Source organism: Armatimonadota bacterium (assembly GCA_016223145.1).
Taxonomy (GTDB): Bacteria; Armatimonadota; Fimbriimonadia; order Fimbriimonadales; family Fimbriimonadaceae; genus Nitrosymbiomonas.
This window is the reverse complement of record JACRPN010000022.1, coordinates 1-17,160: the sequence shown is the minus strand read 5'-3', so window position 1 is coordinate 17,160 and position 17,160 is coordinate 1. Positions and strand designations below refer to the sequence as shown.

Annotated in this window: 13 protein-coding genes; 5 read left to right on the top strand and 8 right to left on the bottom strand. The window is 60.9% G+C overall.

Translation table 11 applies throughout. The features are described from left to right. The first annotated feature begins 105 nt into the window (after positions 1-105). The 3 genes from HZC36_16160 to HZC36_16150 all read left to right on the top strand — a co-directional run bounded on the left by HZC36_16160 (position 106) and on the right by HZC36_16150 (position 3,348). Positions 106-912, top strand: coding sequence for a phytanoyl-CoA dioxygenase family protein (locus HZC36_16160; protein MBI5708519.1), 807 nt, complete (start codon positions 106-108; stop codon positions 910-912). Between the two features lie 6 nt (positions 913-918). Continuing rightward, on the top strand, positions 919-1,854 hold the full coding sequence (locus HZC36_16155; protein MBI5708518.1) for a PD40 domain-containing protein: 936 nt from the start codon (positions 919-921) through the stop codon (positions 1,852-1,854). A 144-nt stretch (positions 1,855-1,998) separates the two neighbouring features. Further along, positions 1,999-3,348, top strand: coding sequence for a hypothetical protein (locus tag HZC36_16150; GenBank protein MBI5708517.1), 1,350 nt, complete (start codon positions 1,999-2,001; stop codon positions 3,346-3,348). 147 nt (positions 3,349-3,495) lie between these two features. On the opposite strand, the gene HZC36_16145 is transcribed toward HZC36_16150, so the two are convergent. The 8 genes from HZC36_16145 to HZC36_16110 form a co-directional block, all read right to left on the bottom strand. Beyond that, positions 3,496-4,569 carry a Zn-dependent exopeptidase M28 gene (locus HZC36_16145; protein ID MBI5708516.1) on the bottom strand — a complete coding sequence of 358 codons (1,074 nt, stop codon included), beginning with the start codon at positions 4,567-4,569 and terminating at the stop codon, positions 3,496-3,498. Positions 4,570-4,839: 270 nt separating this feature from the next. Then, positions 4,840-6,156 carry a glycosyl hydrolase 53 family protein gene (locus HZC36_16140; protein ID MBI5708515.1) on the bottom strand — a complete coding sequence of 439 codons (1,317 nt, stop codon included), beginning with the start codon at positions 6,154-6,156 and terminating at the stop codon, positions 4,840-4,842. Further along, positions 6,153-8,315, bottom strand: a complete 2,163-nt coding sequence (locus HZC36_16135; protein MBI5708514.1) for an alpha amylase N-terminal ig-like domain-containing protein — start codon at positions 8,313-8,315, stop codon at positions 6,153-6,155. Before HZC36_16135 ends, HZC36_16140 begins: the two co-directional genes overlap by 4 nt. Positions 8,316-8,339: 24 nt before the next feature. Continuing rightward, entirely contained in the window at positions 8,340-8,660 is a 321-nt protein-coding gene (locus HZC36_16130; protein ID MBI5708513.1) for a hypothetical protein, read from the bottom strand. A 61-nt stretch (positions 8,661-8,721) separates the two neighbouring features. Then, positions 8,722-9,669 carry a prepilin-type N-terminal cleavage/methylation domain-containing protein gene (locus HZC36_16125; protein MBI5708512.1) on the bottom strand — a complete coding sequence of 316 codons (948 nt, stop codon included), beginning with the start codon at positions 9,667-9,669 and terminating at the stop codon, positions 8,722-8,724. Further along, positions 9,666-11,834: an alpha amylase N-terminal ig-like domain-containing protein gene (locus HZC36_16120; GenBank protein MBI5708511.1), complete on the bottom strand. Its 2,169-nt coding sequence runs from the start codon at positions 11,832-11,834 to the stop codon at positions 9,666-9,668. Before HZC36_16120 ends, HZC36_16125 begins: the two co-directional genes overlap by 4 nt. Beyond that, positions 11,831-12,883: a LacI family DNA-binding transcriptional regulator gene (locus tag HZC36_16115; protein MBI5708510.1), complete on the bottom strand. Its 1,053-nt coding sequence runs from the start codon at positions 12,881-12,883 to the stop codon at positions 11,831-11,833. Before HZC36_16115 ends, HZC36_16120 begins: the two co-directional genes overlap by 4 nt. Positions 12,884-13,147: 264 nt before the next feature. After that, positions 13,148-13,747, bottom strand: a complete 600-nt coding sequence (locus tag HZC36_16110; GenBank protein MBI5708509.1) for a TlpA family protein disulfide reductase — start codon at positions 13,745-13,747, stop codon at positions 13,148-13,150. A 216-nt stretch (positions 13,748-13,963) separates the two neighbouring features. On the opposite strand from HZC36_16110, the gene HZC36_16105 reads away from it, so the two are divergent. Together HZC36_16105 and HZC36_16100 are read left to right on the top strand one after the other, a co-directional pair. Next, positions 13,964-14,590 carry a PEP-CTERM sorting domain-containing protein gene (locus HZC36_16105; protein MBI5708508.1) on the top strand — a complete coding sequence of 209 codons (627 nt, stop codon included), beginning with the start codon at positions 13,964-13,966 and terminating at the stop codon, positions 14,588-14,590. 94 nt (positions 14,591-14,684) lie between these two features. Further along, positions 14,685-16,637: a 9-O-acetylesterase gene (locus HZC36_16100; protein ID MBI5708507.1), complete on the top strand. Its 1,953-nt coding sequence runs from the start codon at positions 14,685-14,687 to the stop codon at positions 16,635-16,637. The last annotated feature ends 523 nt before the right edge of the window (positions 16,638-17,160 follow it).

The following is a 17,160-nucleotide window of genomic DNA, read 5'->3' as shown; positions in this document are numbered from 1 at the left end:
GGGGTGGAGACTCCGCCGCCCAATGCCCCAATGCCCCAATGCCTAACCCCCCCAACACCTGAAAACCTGAACACCAACCCTCTTCTCTTCGCCCATAATCCCCCAATGACCACCGCCGCCGATTTCGCCGCGCACAAGGCCGAATACGACCGAGAGGGCTACACCATCTTTCGCAACGTGCTCGACGCCGAGCTCATCGCCGAGACCGACCGCCACATCGCTTGGCTTTTGGAGCGCAATCCCGAACTGCGGCCCGAGCAGCTTCACCACTGGCTGATGAAGGACAACCCGTTCTGGACGCGCCTCATCGCCGACCCGCGCCTGCTCGACATCGCCGAGACCTTCGTCGGGCCGAACGTCGCGCTGTTCGCCAGCCACTTCATCAGCAAACCGCCGTTCGACGGCCAGCCGGTGCTGTGGCATCAGGACGGCGCGTATTGGCCCCTGGAGCCGATGGAGGTGGTCACCCTCTGGCTGGCGGTGGACCACTCCACCCCCGAAAACGGCTGCATGAAGGTGATCCCAGGCACTCAGAATCTGGAGCTCCAGGAGATGGAGGAAGCCGGCCAGGAGGCCGTGCTCGATCGAAAGGTGCCGGATGAGTTCGTCGATGAAAGCAAGGCCGTGGACTTCGTGCTCGCGCCGGGAGACGTCTCGGTGCACAACCCCAAGATCGTGCACGGTTCGCACGCGAACCATTCGCCGCACCGCCGCGCCGGTCTCACCATCCGCTACATCCCAGCGACCACCAGAATCCTGACCGAAGAGAACTGGCCAAGCTGCCTGATGCTGCGCGGCTCGCCCGTCCCGGGAATCAACGACTACAACCCCTGGCCAAGGTACGTCGAGGGAAGGCACATGCCGTTCAGGGGTGCGGAGACGTACCACGAGGCAGAACCGAAAGGAGGCTAACGGCGAGTGATTGGGCTGCTGATCGGTCTTTGGATGTCGAGCCTTGAGCAATCGGTCCCTCCCGATGGCCTTCTATCCGAAGCTGCACGCTGGGGCCCCAAAGCGGTGGGCTCCATCACCGACAGGACTTGGAGCCCTGATCACAAGCGGATCGCCTACATCCTGCGCGAGCAAAACCCGAATTCCCAAAGCAACACCGACTGGGTTCGAGAGACGTTGTGCGTCGCTCGTGCCGACGGATCCGGCGCACGTCGGATCGTCGAGGGCGGCCCAAGGTGGGACCGGTCGCCAGAAATCGCCAAATGGGCGCCAGACAGCCGGCATGTCCTTTACTGGAGCAACGTGTTTGGGGCGGTGTCGGTGAACGCGGACGGGAACCCGCTTTGGGATGTCGACATCCGTTCAAAGAAGCGAAGAGAGCTCTCCAAACTCCCTGGTGGAAAGGTTCACAGCTTCGTGCTACAGTGGCCCGAGCTCATCCAGTTCTCTCCAAACGGAGAAGTTGTCCTAATAGTCGTGGGCGGTTCGCGATTTTGGTATGACCACAAGCGCATTCGACGCCTTGACTACAGGACAGGCAAAGGCAGATGGCTAACGGCCGAGGGCCAGACTTGCATTTGGCCCGAGTGGTCGCCGGATGGCCGAACGATCGCCTACACGATGATTGCCGACAACGACGCGAAGAGCTTTGAGAGCGGTGCCCAAAGCGAGGTATGGGTCATGAACGCCGACGGCCTTAGGCGTCGCCGTCTCGCAAGTTCAAAGACGGCATCCTATTACTGTAGCGAGTGGAGTGGCGACGGCAGGCAATTGAACTTCACTCGGGAAGATGATTCGGGCCAACGCTCCAGGTGGAAGGTGAGTTCCGAGGGCAAGGGGCTTCGGAAGGTACGCGATCTTCCGAAAGACGAAGAGGCGCTTATGACTTCCTATCGCAACTGAGGTTCTCGATGGGCCACCGCACGCCTAAGGCACACCCAAACCCATTGCACGTGTCGTAACTCATCGTCTGCGAACCGCTCCAACCTAGATTGGCGTGTGACAGCCGGATTGGCGCCTCTCAGTGGATTGGCCTATAATGGCGACATGAAGGCCTTGTACTTATCAGCGGCCACATGTGTCGTACTGATGTCCGTGGGTTGCGGTGAGCCAAATCCGCCGAAGGGCCGCGTGAAGCCAAACCCCTTTGCTTCAGCGCCTAAAGACCCAAACTACCAGCCGCCCCCCAACACGAATCCTCCAAAGGGTGAGAGCGTCAAGACGGGCGTTGAGCTGAACTTCTATGGCGCAAGTCCTGTCACGACCAGCCCGGACCCAAACGGCAACATGCCTTGGAGAGCGACAGTCTCTCTGAAAAATGTTGGAAAGCTCGCCCTCATTAGGCCAAAGGTGAAGATCACCCTCACCTTTGACAACGGAGACCCCAAAATAGAACGGACGGTGGATGCGAACTTCTGGAACGTCGGGAGGTTCACAGTCAACGAGCTGTCACCCGGACAACGGTCCCTTCCCGGCCCTCTCGACTTCTCGCTTCCAGCGAACGCTTGGAGACGGGACATGAACTTCTCGGCCAGCTTCGAGAGCGCCGAGAAGCTCGACACGCAGTTCGATCTTCGGAACTGCAACTGCCTTTTCGCATTCGTGATGACTGAGTCGCCGGACAAGATCCTCGCGACCTTCAAAGAGCGGCCAGAGCTTTTCGACGTTGTCACATTTGGCTCCATTCCTCCTCTCCTCTATGCCGTGGTCCGAGGTGACATCCCCCTTCTAGAGAAGCTGGAGAAGCTCTCCGGACACCTTATCTCGGAGCCAAGTGCCGGAGGCTATACAGCCCTACACTTGGCGGCTCTCAGCACTCCTGCTATGGCAAGCTACGTTTCGAAGAGGGGAATCAAGGGGCCCCCTTTGGCAAATACGCTCCTCAATCCATACATCATCGCCGTTCAGCAGGACAACCCAAAGGTGATTCCAGCGCTCGGAGCCGACAGTTCTGAAATCAATGCTGGAGATGTGATGGGCATGACGGCGCTTCACTACGCCACTGAAAGCGGTTCGGGGGATTGCGTCAAGGCCCTAGTCGCCGCCGGAGCGTCCTTCAAGACATACGACCGCTCAGGAGCTTCTCCCTTCGTCCTCGGCATGAATCGTCCGACTATGCTGCCCCTTCTAAGGAAGTTGGGCGCTGACATCAACGATGCGGATCCGACCACCGGTAACACTCCGCTTCACTTCGCCGTAATCCGATCGCGAGCTCTATCAGCTGAATGGTTGATTCAGAATGGCGCCAAAATAGACGCGAAGAACCGTGAAGGCAAGACCCCTCTGGACCTTACTGAACAAGTCCAGCATCCTGTCGATCGCCAGGTCTGGGCATGGTTTCTGAAGGCTGCGAAGACCAATAGGAAGGTCCACTGGAGGGATGGGCTGGGGCAATGATCGGCAGCGCATTGAGTTGGCGGCGAGAACCGGCATCGAGAGGACACTTGTCGCCCTCACACTTTCCGTAATGGAGTCAGCCCGAATCGAAGGCAAGCCCATACGTTACAGGGGTGCGGAGACTCCCAACGAGACAGAGCCGAAGGGCTAGCCCTGGCCGCGCCTACGAAGCAACGACAACATCCCCACGCCCAGTCCCAGCAGACCGCTTGGCTCGGGAACGATGCCCGCGCTGTCGGCCAGAAACCCCACCGAGCCCCGCACCACGTCCGTCGCCCAATCGTATTCGTAGGTGACACCCGACCCGTGAAATGGGTCGTTCGCCGCCCGGTCGCTGGCATCGTTGGCCGTGTGGTAGTACCAGTTCGTGCCCTGGTACCAGATCTCGTGTGCCGTATTTTCGGCGATCATCAGCCCGGCATAGCCCTCCTGGATGAAGGGTCCCTGGTCGCTGGGGTACCAATCCTCCGTTTGGGGGTTTCGCGGATCAAGCAAGATGCCGGGAGCGTAGGTTCCCATTGCGCCCATGAATCCCTGGGCTAGCGCCATGCAGGCCGGATTATCGCCCGTCGAGAGGTCGAGGTCGCGTGGCGCGCTCGGGTCGCTATCCCAACCGGGCCGCAAGATCATGTCGAGGTTGAGCATGCCGACGATGTTCTCGCCTCGCGGCTTCACCACGTTGTTCACGTAATCCCAGCTGCCGAGCATCCAGCCCTCTTCTCCGCCCCAACCAATGAACCGGATCGTGTCGCGAAAGCGATACTGACTGAGCACCCGCGCGGCTTCGAGCATCCCAGCTGTACCGCTTGCGTTGTCATCCCCACCCGGCGCCTCGAATCCGCTCTCCGGGTGATCGAAATGGCCCGAAATGATCCAGATCCGCTCGGGGTTCTGCGTGCCCCGAAGCTCTCCGATCACGTTGCGATAGGTGCTCTGCTCGGAGACGTCCAACCCCATCCCGCCGAGTTGATCGCGCAGAAACAGGTTGGCCTCCTTGAAGCCTAAAGACTCGGTCGCGGAACCTCCCGTGTTCCAGCGGTTTCGGTACCACTGATCGTAGGCCGAGCCGCCATAGAGCCCGAGTCCTGAGTTCTGGATCGTCTGCTGGTACTGCGTGTATTGCGCTTGGGAGACTTGGTTCACCGGATCCCATGGCGACTGCCCGGACGCTACCGCGAACAGCGCGGCCAAGGCCGCAGAAGAGAGCAAAGAACGCTTCATGTCAATCCACCTGGCCGCAGAAAATCTCTGAGGCAGCCTCATCGTTCCAGTTTAGTCCCGACCCCGGTTTATGTTTCTTGACAGATTCGTCTGAATTTTCGCCGCCGATTCAGCAGACACAAATCCTCGCATTCTTGCTTGCTGCTCGGATTCACGCCGACGTTGAGTGGGGGACGGTGGCCACAACGCGATCCCAAGAGCTACAGCAGCGGTGGCCCCGCAAGTCAAAGCGCTGACAAGTCAGCGCACTCCCAAAGCAGCACCTGGCACCTAACGCCTAACGCCCAACTCCCTCACCGCCGGCAGAGCCCTGCCCGAGGTGTCGAACGTCGCCAGGTTCTCATAAGGGTAGCGGTCCTTGTTCTTGGGAGTCAGCAGATAGGTCGGCGCCCAATAGAGCAGGCCCTTGCCGCGGCCGCCTGGGACCGCCTTCAGAATCTCCGTGACCTTCTTCAGGAACGCCGCCTGGCCCTCGGGAGTCGCCGGGAAGCCGGGCGTCAGCTTGTCTTTCTCGTTCATCAGCGATCGCCGCTTGTGGTCCATGGTCCAAGGATAGGCGGTCTCGACCACATACACATCTTTGCCGTAGCGCCGCGCCAAGTCGTTAAGATTGAACTCAAGCTGAGCCAGCGTGCCATGCCAGAACGGGTAGTAGCTCTGGCCGATACAGTCAAACTCGACGCCCTCTTTCACCACGTGGTCCAGCCACCAGACTGAAGCGGTATTGTCGCCTCCACGGTCGATGTGGAGCATCGTCAGAACTCGTGAGGGTGGTGAGGATGGTGAGAATTGTGAGGGTTGTTCCGGACCATTCTCACTACTCTCACCATTCTCACTACTCTCACCATTCTCACCAATTCCCTTCTCCGCGTCCCTCACCGCCCTCAGCCCCGCCTTCAGCAGGACCGCGAACCGCTTCCACGATTCCGGCTCGTTGCTGTTCACTTTGCCCTCGGGCCAGAGCATCCCGCCGATGATCTCATTGCCCACCTGCACCATGTTGGGTGGCGTGCCTTGGGCGATCATCGCCCGGACCGTGTCGTGCGTGAAGCGGTAGACCTCCTTTGTGAGCGCGGCGAAGCTCAGGTCCTTCCACGCGCTGGGTTTGTTCTGCTTGGCGGGGTCGGCCCACCAATCCGAATAGTGGAAGTCCAGGCTGATTTGCAATCCCTGCGCAGCCGCCCGCTTTGCCAGGGCCAGCGTGTGCGCCACATCGCAATAGCCATCTCGCGGCTGATTCCAGATGCGGAACCGCACCCAGTTCCACCTGGCTTTGCGCATGATGACGAACGGGTCTTCCTGCTTGCCTTTCCAATAGAACTTGCCGCCCTCGTCTTCGATCTGAGGAATCTCGGACACGTCGCCGCCGGAGAGGAAGGTTGAGGGTGCGGAGTCTGGGGTTTGGGGTCTGGGGTCTGGGGTCTGGGGGACAGGGCCCATTCCACATCGCGCATCGCGCATAGCGTATCGAACCTCGCCCTTCGCCCTTCGCCCTTCGCCGGCCTCCAGCCGTGCATCGCTCATACCCGCAATGTGGCTGATGCCCAGAGTCCCCAGAGAGACCAAGGTCAGAAGAATCGTCGTCATTTCTGTCCCCTAAGCGGCTTCACGACGTTCCCCACGATCGCAAAACTCATCGGACCCACGGCGCACATCCGGTCCTTTCTCAGTTCGAGGCCGGGAGACGCGTAGATCATCTCAAACCCCTTTTCCACCTTGACGTCTCGGCACCCGCCGCTGATATTGGCCACAAGCTGTGTCCTCTCCTTGCCCAGACGCCTTTCGAATCGGAAAAGCCCGCGCGCATCGTCCGCAGCGATCACCCGAAAGTCTCCACGGCGCAGCGAAGGCCGTTCCTTCCGAATCCGGATGAGCCGCCGGTACACCTCGCGCAGCTTCCCGTCCCACTTCGAGCGGTCCCAGATCATGCACCGGCGCTCATCGGGGTCCTTGCCCCCTTCCATGCCGATCTCGTCGCCATAGTAGATGCTGGGCACGCCCGGATAGCAGAACTGCAGCGCCACGGCCAGCCGCTCTTTGGCGCGATCGCCCTTCAACACCGTCCTCAGCCGCTCGGTGTCGTGGCTTCCGAGCAGGTTGTACATCGCATTGAGTGTCGCCCTTGGATAGTCCTGGCGAATGCGGGCAAGGTCGCGATCGAGCACCGAAGGCTTGGGGTCCTTGGCCTTCAGGAAGTTCAGCACCGCCTCGCGCCAGCGGTAGTTCATCACCGCATCGTGCTGGTCGCCCTGAAGATACTCGTGCGCGTCCCCCCAGACCTCGCCGACGATGTAGCTCTCCGGGTCGGCCTGCTTCACCCTCTTTCGGAACGCCCTCCAGAACTCCTGGCTCACCTGGTCAGCGACATCGAGCCGCCAACCCGCGATCCCCATATCCCTGATCCACCTCTCCCCTATCCCCAGAAAATACTCCGCGCACTCCCGGTCGTCCTGGTTCAACTTGGGCATCGAGGGCACACCCGCGAAGGTCCGATACGTCTTCTGGCCCTCCCTCACCTCCACTTGCGGCTGAATCAGGAAGTACCACCTCCTATATGCCGACCACCAGCCGTTCTCGATGACATCTTTGAACGCGAAGAAGTCGGGGCTCGAATGGTTGAACACGCCGTCGAGCAGCGTTCTGATGCCCTTGCCTTTCAGGGCTTTCACCAGGCTACCTAGTTCCTGGTTCGTCCCGAACCGCGCGTCCACGGTCTTGTAGTCCACGGTGTCATAGGCGTGGTTCGAGTTCGCCTGGAAGACCGGGTTCAGGTAGAGGGCGTTCACGCCCAATTCGGAGAGGTAGTCCAGACGCTTGCGGATGCCGGCGAGATCGCCGCCCATCCGGTTTCGGCCGGTAGGCTTGCTGCCCCAAGGCTCCACGCCAGGTCCGTCGTTTGTCGGGTCGCCGTTGTCGAATCGCTCAGGGAAAATCTGGTAGAAAACGGCATCCTGAACCCAGTCCGGCTCTCTGGGAAGGGGGTAGGAGCGAAGCGCCTGGGCAAAGGGGGTGCGGGGTGTGGGGTTTGGGGTCTGGGGCTTATTCAAGTCGGAATTGGCCGACTTGGCCGACCTGTCCGACACGCCGGACAGCTCTGAGGAGAGCCCACTCTCACCAAGCCAATAGCCCTTCCCCCCATCCTCCAGCAAGAACGAGTACCGGGTCACCGGGCCCCTGGGAATCTGAAACTCCCCACGCCAGGTGTCGAAGAGCTCGTCTCCAGCCACCCGCTGCATCGGAAACCGCTCCCCGCCCTCCAGCACCACCCAGACCTTGGCGACGTCGCGCGCCCGGGTCAGCAGCTTGACGTAGGCCCTGTTCTCATCCAGCCGGACCGTGTTTTCGGGATTTGGCCAGTGCAGCGCGGCGCTGGCGGTGACCTTCCCGTCGCCCACTCTTCCTGGCTGCTTGTCGTAATCGAGCGGCAGCACCACCAGCTTGGAGTTCACGTTGCCGTTGGCATCCGGGAAGGGCGGCGCCTTGGGATCCGGCACCCAGCGACTGCCGTCCTCCACAAAGAGATACGGGTAGACGCCAGGCTGGATGTCGAAGGTCCCGCGCCAGGTTTTACCGTCAGCGCTCAGCTCAAGGGGGTTCCGTGCTCGGTCCCAATCATTGAATCCGCCGACCACCGACACGCTTTCAAGGTGCATCGACGGCGCATGGGCAAACGCAACGGACCTTGGCTCGAACCAGGCCCCTTGAGGGCGTTCGTGCCAAGGCGCGATTGCCAGCAAGAAGGTCAAGCTAGCCAGCATGGCTCACGGAAGTCAGTTCGGGGTCCTGCCGGAACCGTCCGAACCACCCGCAGGCGGAGCGGCGCCACCGCCAGCAGCTCCCGGCACGCCACTGGCGCCCGTTACCGCACCCGAAATGCCGTATTTGGCCTTGATCTCGTCGATCTTCTTTTGCTTCTCCTCAGGTGGCATCGGACTGCGATTGATCCAATCGATCTGCTGCTCTGGGGTTAGCTTGGCTACCTCATCCTTGACTTGGTTCTCCGACATAGGTTCGGGAGCATTCCCGACATTACAGCCCGTCGCCATGATTCCAAGGGCGGCGACAATCCCTACTAGCCACAACTGTCTCACCTGGTTTCCTCCATGTTCATAGGTCAATCGGAGGCGGCAAAGCCGCCTCCGAATCGATCGCTTACTGGTTGCTCGGATCGGCGTAGTTCGTACCCCACCAGATCCAGCCCTTGCCGTTCTGTTCGTTGTGAGGAGCGCCTGCCGCCCATCCAACGGAACCGCCCCACGGGCAGGTGCCGCCTTCGCCGCCACACCAGGTGTCGCCGTAGACCAGCGTTCCGTCTGCCTTCAAGTTCGGGAAGAGCTTGACGCCCTTGTAGAACTTGGCGTGTCCGTCCATGTGTCCCACGTTGCTGCCGTCCGCAAAGATGCCGGTCTTGACGCCCCAGAAGTTGAGTCCGGAGCCGCCCGGCCACTGCATGCCGTTGCCAGGGAAGTCGATAATCAAACCGACTTTGGCAACGCTCGTGAACGACATGGGATAGCCGCCGCCAATGCCGACGTTACCGTCACCCGACGTGCCACCCGAGGTGGCGTCTGTACCGGGATGGTAGTAGCCGTAACGGCCGCTCGAGCATGGGTGGCTCGAGGGCGCATCCACGTAGCTGAACAGGGTCGGGTTGATTTCGTAGTCCAACGGCGGATATTTGTCGTCGTAATAGTTCGGCTTGGGGCCACGGGTCGAGACTCCAAGGCCGACGCAAGGATCGTTGGGATCCAGCATGTAGTCGCCTGAACCGTTGTCGGCCTGCTTTTTCTGCATGTTTCCCTGAGGGGACGTTACGGCCGGGTTCTTCATGATGCCGCGGTTCTTGATGTAGGGCTCTAGCCTGGCTGCGAAGATGTAGCCCTCCGGCCAGTTGTAGTGCGGAATCCGATCGTCATAGTCGGTCGCATACATAAGCGTCGCAGTCACGAACTGCCGGACGTTCGAAAGGTCCGCGGCCTTCTTGGCTGCGGTTTTCGCTTGCGCGAAGACGGGGAAGAGGATCGCCGCCAAAATGGCGATGATCGCGATCACGACGAGGAGTTCAATGAGCGTAAAGCCCATTCTTATCTGCTTCTTCATTGGGCCTCCAAGGAACGAGATTTGCGGATATTGCGACTCCGCAAGTCCGAGCCGAGCCGGTCGTGGCGGACCGAATTGGCTCGGACCGCGGTGTGTGGACGAGTGGGAACCAGGAGCGCGGAGCCCTTGGCTTCCAAGTTGATGGAAAGCGTTCCTCGGGCGGAGGGCGCATACCGCCTGCCGCTGAGGACGTCTTGAAACTGTTTGCCTTTGAAGGTCCTCGCGGGGACCTTTGAGAGGGGAACCGAAACCTCATTGGGCGAGTCAGACCGGTTCACGATGGCGACCGCGAGGTCCTCACCCAGGACGCGCCCGAACGACGCCGTGCCGTTGGCGTCGTTGGCTTCGAGAGGAACGGGTGCGCCGCTCTGAAGCACGGGCGTATTCCGCCGGGCCGCGATCAGCTTCCGGTAGGTCTGGAGCAAGGGATTGTCGGGCTTGGCCAGATTCCAGACCATCCCCCTTCGGTTGTCCGGGTCGCGCTCCCCTTCCATGCCTAGCTCTTCGCCGTAGTAGACGCTCGGGGTTCCCGCCCAGGCGAACTGAACCACTGCACCCATCGTCGCCAGCTTCGGGTCACGCTTGCACAAGGTGTAGAACCGCGGTGTGTCGTGGCTGGAGAGCAGGTTCATCATGTTCCGCGAGACCTGCGGCACATAAAGTTCGTAATTCGCCTGGAGCCGCCGCAAAAAGTCCGTTGCACGGATGTCCCCTTGCGCCACGAAGTGCAGCACGGCGTCCCGGAACGGGTAGTTCATCGCCGCGTCCCACTGGTCGCCCTTCAGCCACGGGGACGAGTCGCCCCAATTCTCACCTAGAATCCATTTGTCGTTGCGGATTCCCTTGACCGCCTTGCGGAACCGCCGCCAGAACTCCATCGGGGCGTCCTGCGCCGTGTCCAGCCGCCAGCCGTCGATCTTCGCGGTGCGCTCCCAGAAGCCAGGCACCTTCAGCATGTAGGCCGAGGCATCGGGATCGAGCAGGTTGACTGCTGGAAGCGACGGGAAGTTGTAGAACGCCCGATAGTTCGGCGGGTCTTTCACCATAACCGGGAAGCTGTTGATGAAGAACCAGTTCTTGAACTTGGAAGCCTCTCCGCGAGCGATCACGTCTTTGAACGGCGCAAATCCGGTTCCGGAATGGTTGAACACGCCGTCCAGAATCACCTTGATGCCGCCGGCGTGAAGGTCCCTAGTCAGGCCAGCCAGTTCTGCGTTCGTGCCGAGGTGCGGATCGACCTTGAAATAATCAAACGTCTCATAGTGATGGTTGCTTGGCCCCTCGAAGATTGGGTTGAAGTAGACGGTCCCGATCCCCAGGCTCTTGAGGTAGCCAAGGTGCTTCCGCACCCCCGCCAGATCGCCGCCGTGGAAGGTGTAGTACTCCGGTTTGGCGTCCCAAGCGACCTTGTTGGAGTGGTCGTTGGATGGGTCACCGTTGTCGAATCGCTCTGGGAAGATCTGGTAGAGCACCGTCTTCTCAACCCAGTTGGGGACCAAGATCGGGCGGAACAACTTGGGGTCCAGGGTGAAGGGGGAGTCCTTGCTGCCGCCCTTGGCGACCCAGGTCTCCGTTGCGCCGCCGTCTTCTATAGCAAAGGAGTAGCGAACAGCCCCCTTGCGATCCCAAGGCACGTCGGCTGAATAGCGGTCGAAGAGCCCGTCTGTGCCAACCCGGCGCATCGGAGTGCGTTTGCCCTGGATCACGACGAACACGCGCTTCGCATCCTGAGCCAACGTCTGGAATTGCAGCGTGAGCCGCCCTTGATCCCAGTTCACCCACGGCGCCTCCTGCACGTGCTTCAGCGCAGCGGTGTTGACGCTGCCGTCTCCGGTCTTCCCGGGCCGTGCCATGCCGTTCGGCAGGAGGTCCAACACCGAATTCGTGTTTCCGTTGCCGTCGTCCTCGTTGCGGACGGCCTTGGGGTCGGTGATCCAAGTCGAACCGTCGAGCACAAACTTGTAAAAGTGCCTGCCCGGCGCGAGCTTTGCGGCATAGCGCCAAGTGCGCGCGTCGGCGTCGCCTTTCATCGGCCAGGACGACGGGCTCCAGCCGTTAAAGCTCCCCGCGAGAAAGACGCTACGATGCTCACGGTCCGCCCGGTACACTAATTCGTGCGCGATTTCCTTGACCTGCAGGTCGACGAAGGGCGCCCAGAAAATCATAGGGCTCCCCCTTTGGGACGGGCCGATGAACCCCGGACATGCAGCTCGATCGGCACGATCAGGCGCTTGGGACCGTCGATCGGCTGGCCCTGAACGGTTTGCAGGAGACGTTCCGTCGCGTGCGAGGAGATCAGCGGGATGTTGAGGCTGACGGAGGTCAGCCCTCCGTCGAGGAGGTCGCAGAGGCTCGAATCGTTGAAGCCCACGACCCCCAGGTCCTCAGGAATGCGCTTGCCCGCCGTCTTCGCCGCCAAAATCACGCCGAACGCCATGTTGTCGTCCAACACGACCAGGCCGTCGGGGCTGTTCGGCCTTTCAAGCAGTTCCTCGGCAAGGACCCGGGCCGCCGTCGAGCCAAACTCTGAGTACCAGATTCGCGAGTCCTTTCCGAACTCTCTCACGGCCCTTCGATAGCCCGTGATACGGTCTTCGCTGACCGTCAGGCCCTGGGGCCCGGCGATGATCCCAACCTTGCGATAGCCCTGGCTCAGCAGGTGCCGGGTCGCGACATAGCCACCGTCAACGTTGTCGTTGTCGACCGAGACGATCTCCTCGTGCTCCATGGGATTGCCCACGAGCACAAATGGGAAACGGTCCTCTTGCAGGAGCCGGACGCGGTCGTCGCAGGCCTCCGACTCCACGAGGATGAGCCCGTCGACGCGCCGGGTCCGGAGCATTTCGTCATAAACCGCAGCCTGGCCCACCTCGGAGGTCGCGAAATCGAGGCAAAGGTGGTAGCCCGTCCCGGCGAGCTGCGTCATGATCCCCGCGATCAGGTCGGCGATGAAGGGCTCTTCGGCGAGGTTGGGAGTGGGGCGCTTCACAACTAGCCCCACCAAACCGGTGAGCTGCTTTCGGAGCGAGCGTGCCCGAACGTCGGGGCGATAGTTGTGCTCTTTGATCACCGCGGAGACGCGGTCTCGGATCGTGCTCTCGACTCGGGTGTCACCCGCCAACACGCGGGACACGGTGGCCTGCGAAACGCTGGCCATCCTCGCGATATCCTGCTGGGTGACCCCCGCAGGCTTCTGATCTGCCCCCTTTGGCATGAACTCCTCTTCGAGAATTCGTATTCAGAATACGTATTCTCAAACACTATATCACAGACTTTTCAAAAACGGAAGGAATATTTGCCGGAATATTCTCGGGGTTATTCACAGGGGGAGGTCCGAGGTCCAAGGTGATAGGTGTGCGGACCGGAGCGCGGACATCCCCGTCCGCACCCCGGTCCGAGGGCTTCCAGCCTGCGCTTAGGCGCAGGCCGCGAAATCACAGACGCGAATGTGGACAACCAGAGGAATCGACTTCCCCCGTCACTTTCCGAGGAGCTCGGCCACAAGCTCTTTCATGCGCCCTTCGTTAAAGCCCACCATCACTTCCTTCACCACGCCGTCGCGGCCCACGATGAAGAACGTGGGATACCCAGGGACCTTCCAGTTCTTGCCAAGCTCGTCGTTGGCATAGGTGAAGGTGTAGCCGTAGCCGTGCTCCTTGACATAGGCCACGGCATTGTCCTTGGTCTGAATCCTGGCGCCGCCTTCGCCTCGTTCGGCGAGGTTCGCCCCGATGATTTCCAGCCCGCGGTCATGGAACTCCTTGTAGAGCCGGTCCAGCTTGGGCGCCGCGGCCTTGCAAGGCCCGCACCAGGTCGCCCAGAAATCGATGACCACCACCTTTCCCATTACGTCCTTGTTGGCAAGCACCTTGTCGTCCAGCCGCTTCATCAGGAAGCTCGGCAGCGGCTTGCCTTCGGCCTCTTTGACGATCTTGATGCGCTCCTCAAGGCTGGGTTGGGCTGTCTGCGCCTGGACAGGCTTGATCTTGGCGGCCGGGACCGTCGCCTGAGACCCGGTGGTCTGAGCGAATCCGGCGGTGGCGAGCAGTCCGATGGCGAAAATGCGGAGCGTCTTCATGCCTTCATTATGCGCTGAGATTCCTTGGAGAGCCTCCCGATCTCCGGTCGGCACGAAGGTGGCCATTCACGACGTTTTTGTATCCTTTCATGCAAGTTCAAAGCCAGCTAAATTGGCATTTTTGCCAGTAGTTTCGGAAGGACAGTTCCCGTACACTGGATTTGGCTTGGCCCGGGAATTATGCTAGGGCCTGCCGGTAATTTGAGGAGGAATTCGATGAGGAATAGAAGTGTTCTTTTGGCACTGGGGCTGCTGACGCTTGCCGCTCAAAGCCAAGCCGGTCTGCTCTACTCGTTCGAAACCGGAACCGAGGGCTGGTACAACCCCTCGTGGAGCGGTGGCGACGTGACTCTCACTCAGGACACCGTTGGCGTGACTGACGGGTCTCATTCTGCCCGAGTGGACTACCCGGCCGGCGCCGGCTTCCGATGGCTGATGGTCGACAACGTGTCCGGCGCCAGGGCCGACGATCTGATGCTGGCCACCCAACTGATGATCGACATGTACTTGCCGGTTGACTTTCAGGACGGCTGGTTCAACGGAAAGGCCTTTATGCAGGAGATGTTTGGAGGCTGGAGCTGGCGAGAGATCGGCCAGATCACCTATGGACCAGGCAACGGCGGATTGGCCGGACAACGCACGGTCACCTTCAACATTTCGCCGCTGACCAGCGTCATGGTGGCAGGGCAACCCTACCGCCTGGGCTTCTCGATCAACGCCAACAACGCTCAGAACCGAGTGTTCTATCTCGACAACATCCGAACCGACACACCGGTGCCGGAGCCCGCGACCCTCGCGGCGCTCGCCATCGGTGGGCTGGCGCTCCTTCGCCGAAAGCGATAGAGTCCGCCCCGCTGGGACCAACGATGCCGGCGCTCGCGCCGGCATCGTTTCTTTGGGATGGGTAATCTCGACGGGTCGGATACGAGGTTCCCCAATGACGCTTTCCATTCTCGTTCTCGCGCTCGCTCCCGCGTCGGCACAAAGCCCGCTTCCCTTCCTCAACCCGATCTTTTCGGACCACATGGTCCTGCAGCGGGGCATGCCGAACACTTTCTGGGGCTGGGCGAAGCCTGGCTCCAAGGTCTCTATCACCATCGCCGGCAAGAACGCCTCAGGAACGACTGGCGCCGATGGAAAGTGGGTAGTCAAAGTTACGCCTCCGCCGGTGGGTGGTCCTTACAAAGTGGCTGTCGTGGGAGAGCAGAAAGTCGTGCTCGACGACGTGCTCGTTGGGGACGTCTGGATCTGCTCGGGCCAATCGAACATGGAGCAGGGGATCGCGGCCTGCCTAAACCCGAAAAACGAGATCGCCGCCGCCAATTACCCCAAGATTCGCCTGGCCATGGTGCCCAAGGTTACGGCCTTCGATCCGCAGCCCACGGTGCCGACCGGGTGGTCAGTTTGCTCGCCGGAAACCATCGACAAAGGAGGTTGGGGCGGCTTTTCTGGCGTGGCCTACTTCTTTGGGCGGGAGCTTCATAAGCGGCTGGACGTGCCGATCGGCCTGGTGGAGGACTGCTGGGGCGGCACCATCATCGAGGCTTGGGCCAGCCGCGCGTCCGTAACCAAACAAGGCGACTTTGGGGCCCTGCTCGATCAGATCGACCGGCAAAAGGCAAACATGGGCGAGCCTTTCGAGAAGCAGGTTGAGGCCTGGAACGCCAAAGCCGAGGGCGCTTCCAAGGTTGCGGCGGGTTGGGAAAAGCCCGAGTTCGACGCCCAAGGATGGAAGTCCATCGATCGCCCGAAGCGCTTTGAGGACATGGGTCTCGAAGCCTTCGATGGCTTTGGGTTCTACCGAGCTGAAATCGATGTCCCTGCGGGCGCTTCGGGCACAGCCACTCTTAGCCTGGGCGCGATTGACGACGCCGATGTGACTTATGTGAACGGGGTCCGCGTGGGCTCAATGAGTGTCTGGGACGCCGCGCGAAGGTACACGGTGCCTGCCGGCACCCTAAAGCCGGGCAAGAACGTGATTGCAGTTCGTGTGCTGGATACCGGAGGCGCAGGCGGCTTCACAAGCGCCGTGGCCGACATGGGCATCACCTTCTCGGATGGGACTAAGGCGCCGTTGAGCCAGGGCAAGTGGCGATTCCAGGCCGGCGCGGCGATGAGCGCCCTGCCTCCCTATCCTCAGCAGGTGTCCGGCAATCCCAACGTCCCGACCGTGCTTTACAACGCCATGATCCATCCTATCGTGCCGCTCGCCATCAAGGGGGCGATCTGGTACCAAGGCGAATCGAACGCCGGCAGAGCCTATCAGTACCGCGAGCTCATGCCGATGCTCATCAACGACTGGCGCAGACTCTTCGGCCAGCCCAACCTGCCCTTCTTCATTGTGCAGCTCGCCAACTTCACGGCGCGCCTTCCCGACCCGGGCGAAAGCGATTGGGCCGAGCTCCGCGAGGCCCAGTTCATGGCGACCCAGAAGCTGAAGAACGTCGGCATCGGAACGGCCATAGACATCGGCGAAGCGAACGACATCCACCCCCGAAACAAACAGGACGTGGGCTACCGCTTGGCGCTCTCGGCGCTCAAGGTCGCCTATCGCCAGAACGTAAGCTACTCCGGCCCGACCTACAAGAGCATGAAAGTCGAGGGCAACACCATCCGCCTCAAGTTCAATCACACGGACGGGGGCCTTAAAGGCCTGGCGTACTGGCTCAAGGGCTTTTCGATCGCGGGCAAGGATAGGAAGTTTGTTTGGGCCGACGCCAGAATCGACGGCGACACGGTGGTCGTGTCCTCACCTCAGATCCGCGAGCCGGTGGCGGTCCGCTATGCCTGGGCCACGAACCCCGAGGTCTCGCTTTACAACGGCGCGGGTCTTCCGGCATTCCCCTTCCGCACCGACGACTGGAAAGGCGTGACGTTCGGCAGGAAGTAGGACCTGCATAGTGGAGGGCGAGGTTTCCGGCTGGCCCAGCTTGATGCCGCCCGGGCCCATGTCGGATAGTCGCTATTCGATTTCCTCATCTTCAGCGTCAAGTTCGAGCCCTGGCTGATGCGCGGACGCGCTCTTCCCAATTCCCTTCGACCTTTGTAGACGGAAAAACTGTTTGCGTCCATCCGGCCCTCCTCCTCTGTTCGGACTAACCATTTTCCAGACTTGATCTGTCGTTCCTCAGCACGAAGAAACCTCAGCTCAGCCCGAACCTATGGCTCCTCAGCCAGCAGGAACGGCTTATCCACGCGTCGAAACGTCTCCTCAAAAGGGATGTCCCATGCATCCCAGGGAGAATGAACCCATGCCGTCTTGGGTACCTTTGCGCGAAGCTGAACGACTGACCTGGCTGCCACAATTCGCCCTCAAGATCAACGTGTATGTCGGCACGGCGGGCATCGTCGCCGGCGACGTGGCCAAGGTGAACGGCGCCTAAGGGGGTGCCCAGAAAGCCCCGTAGGGGCGG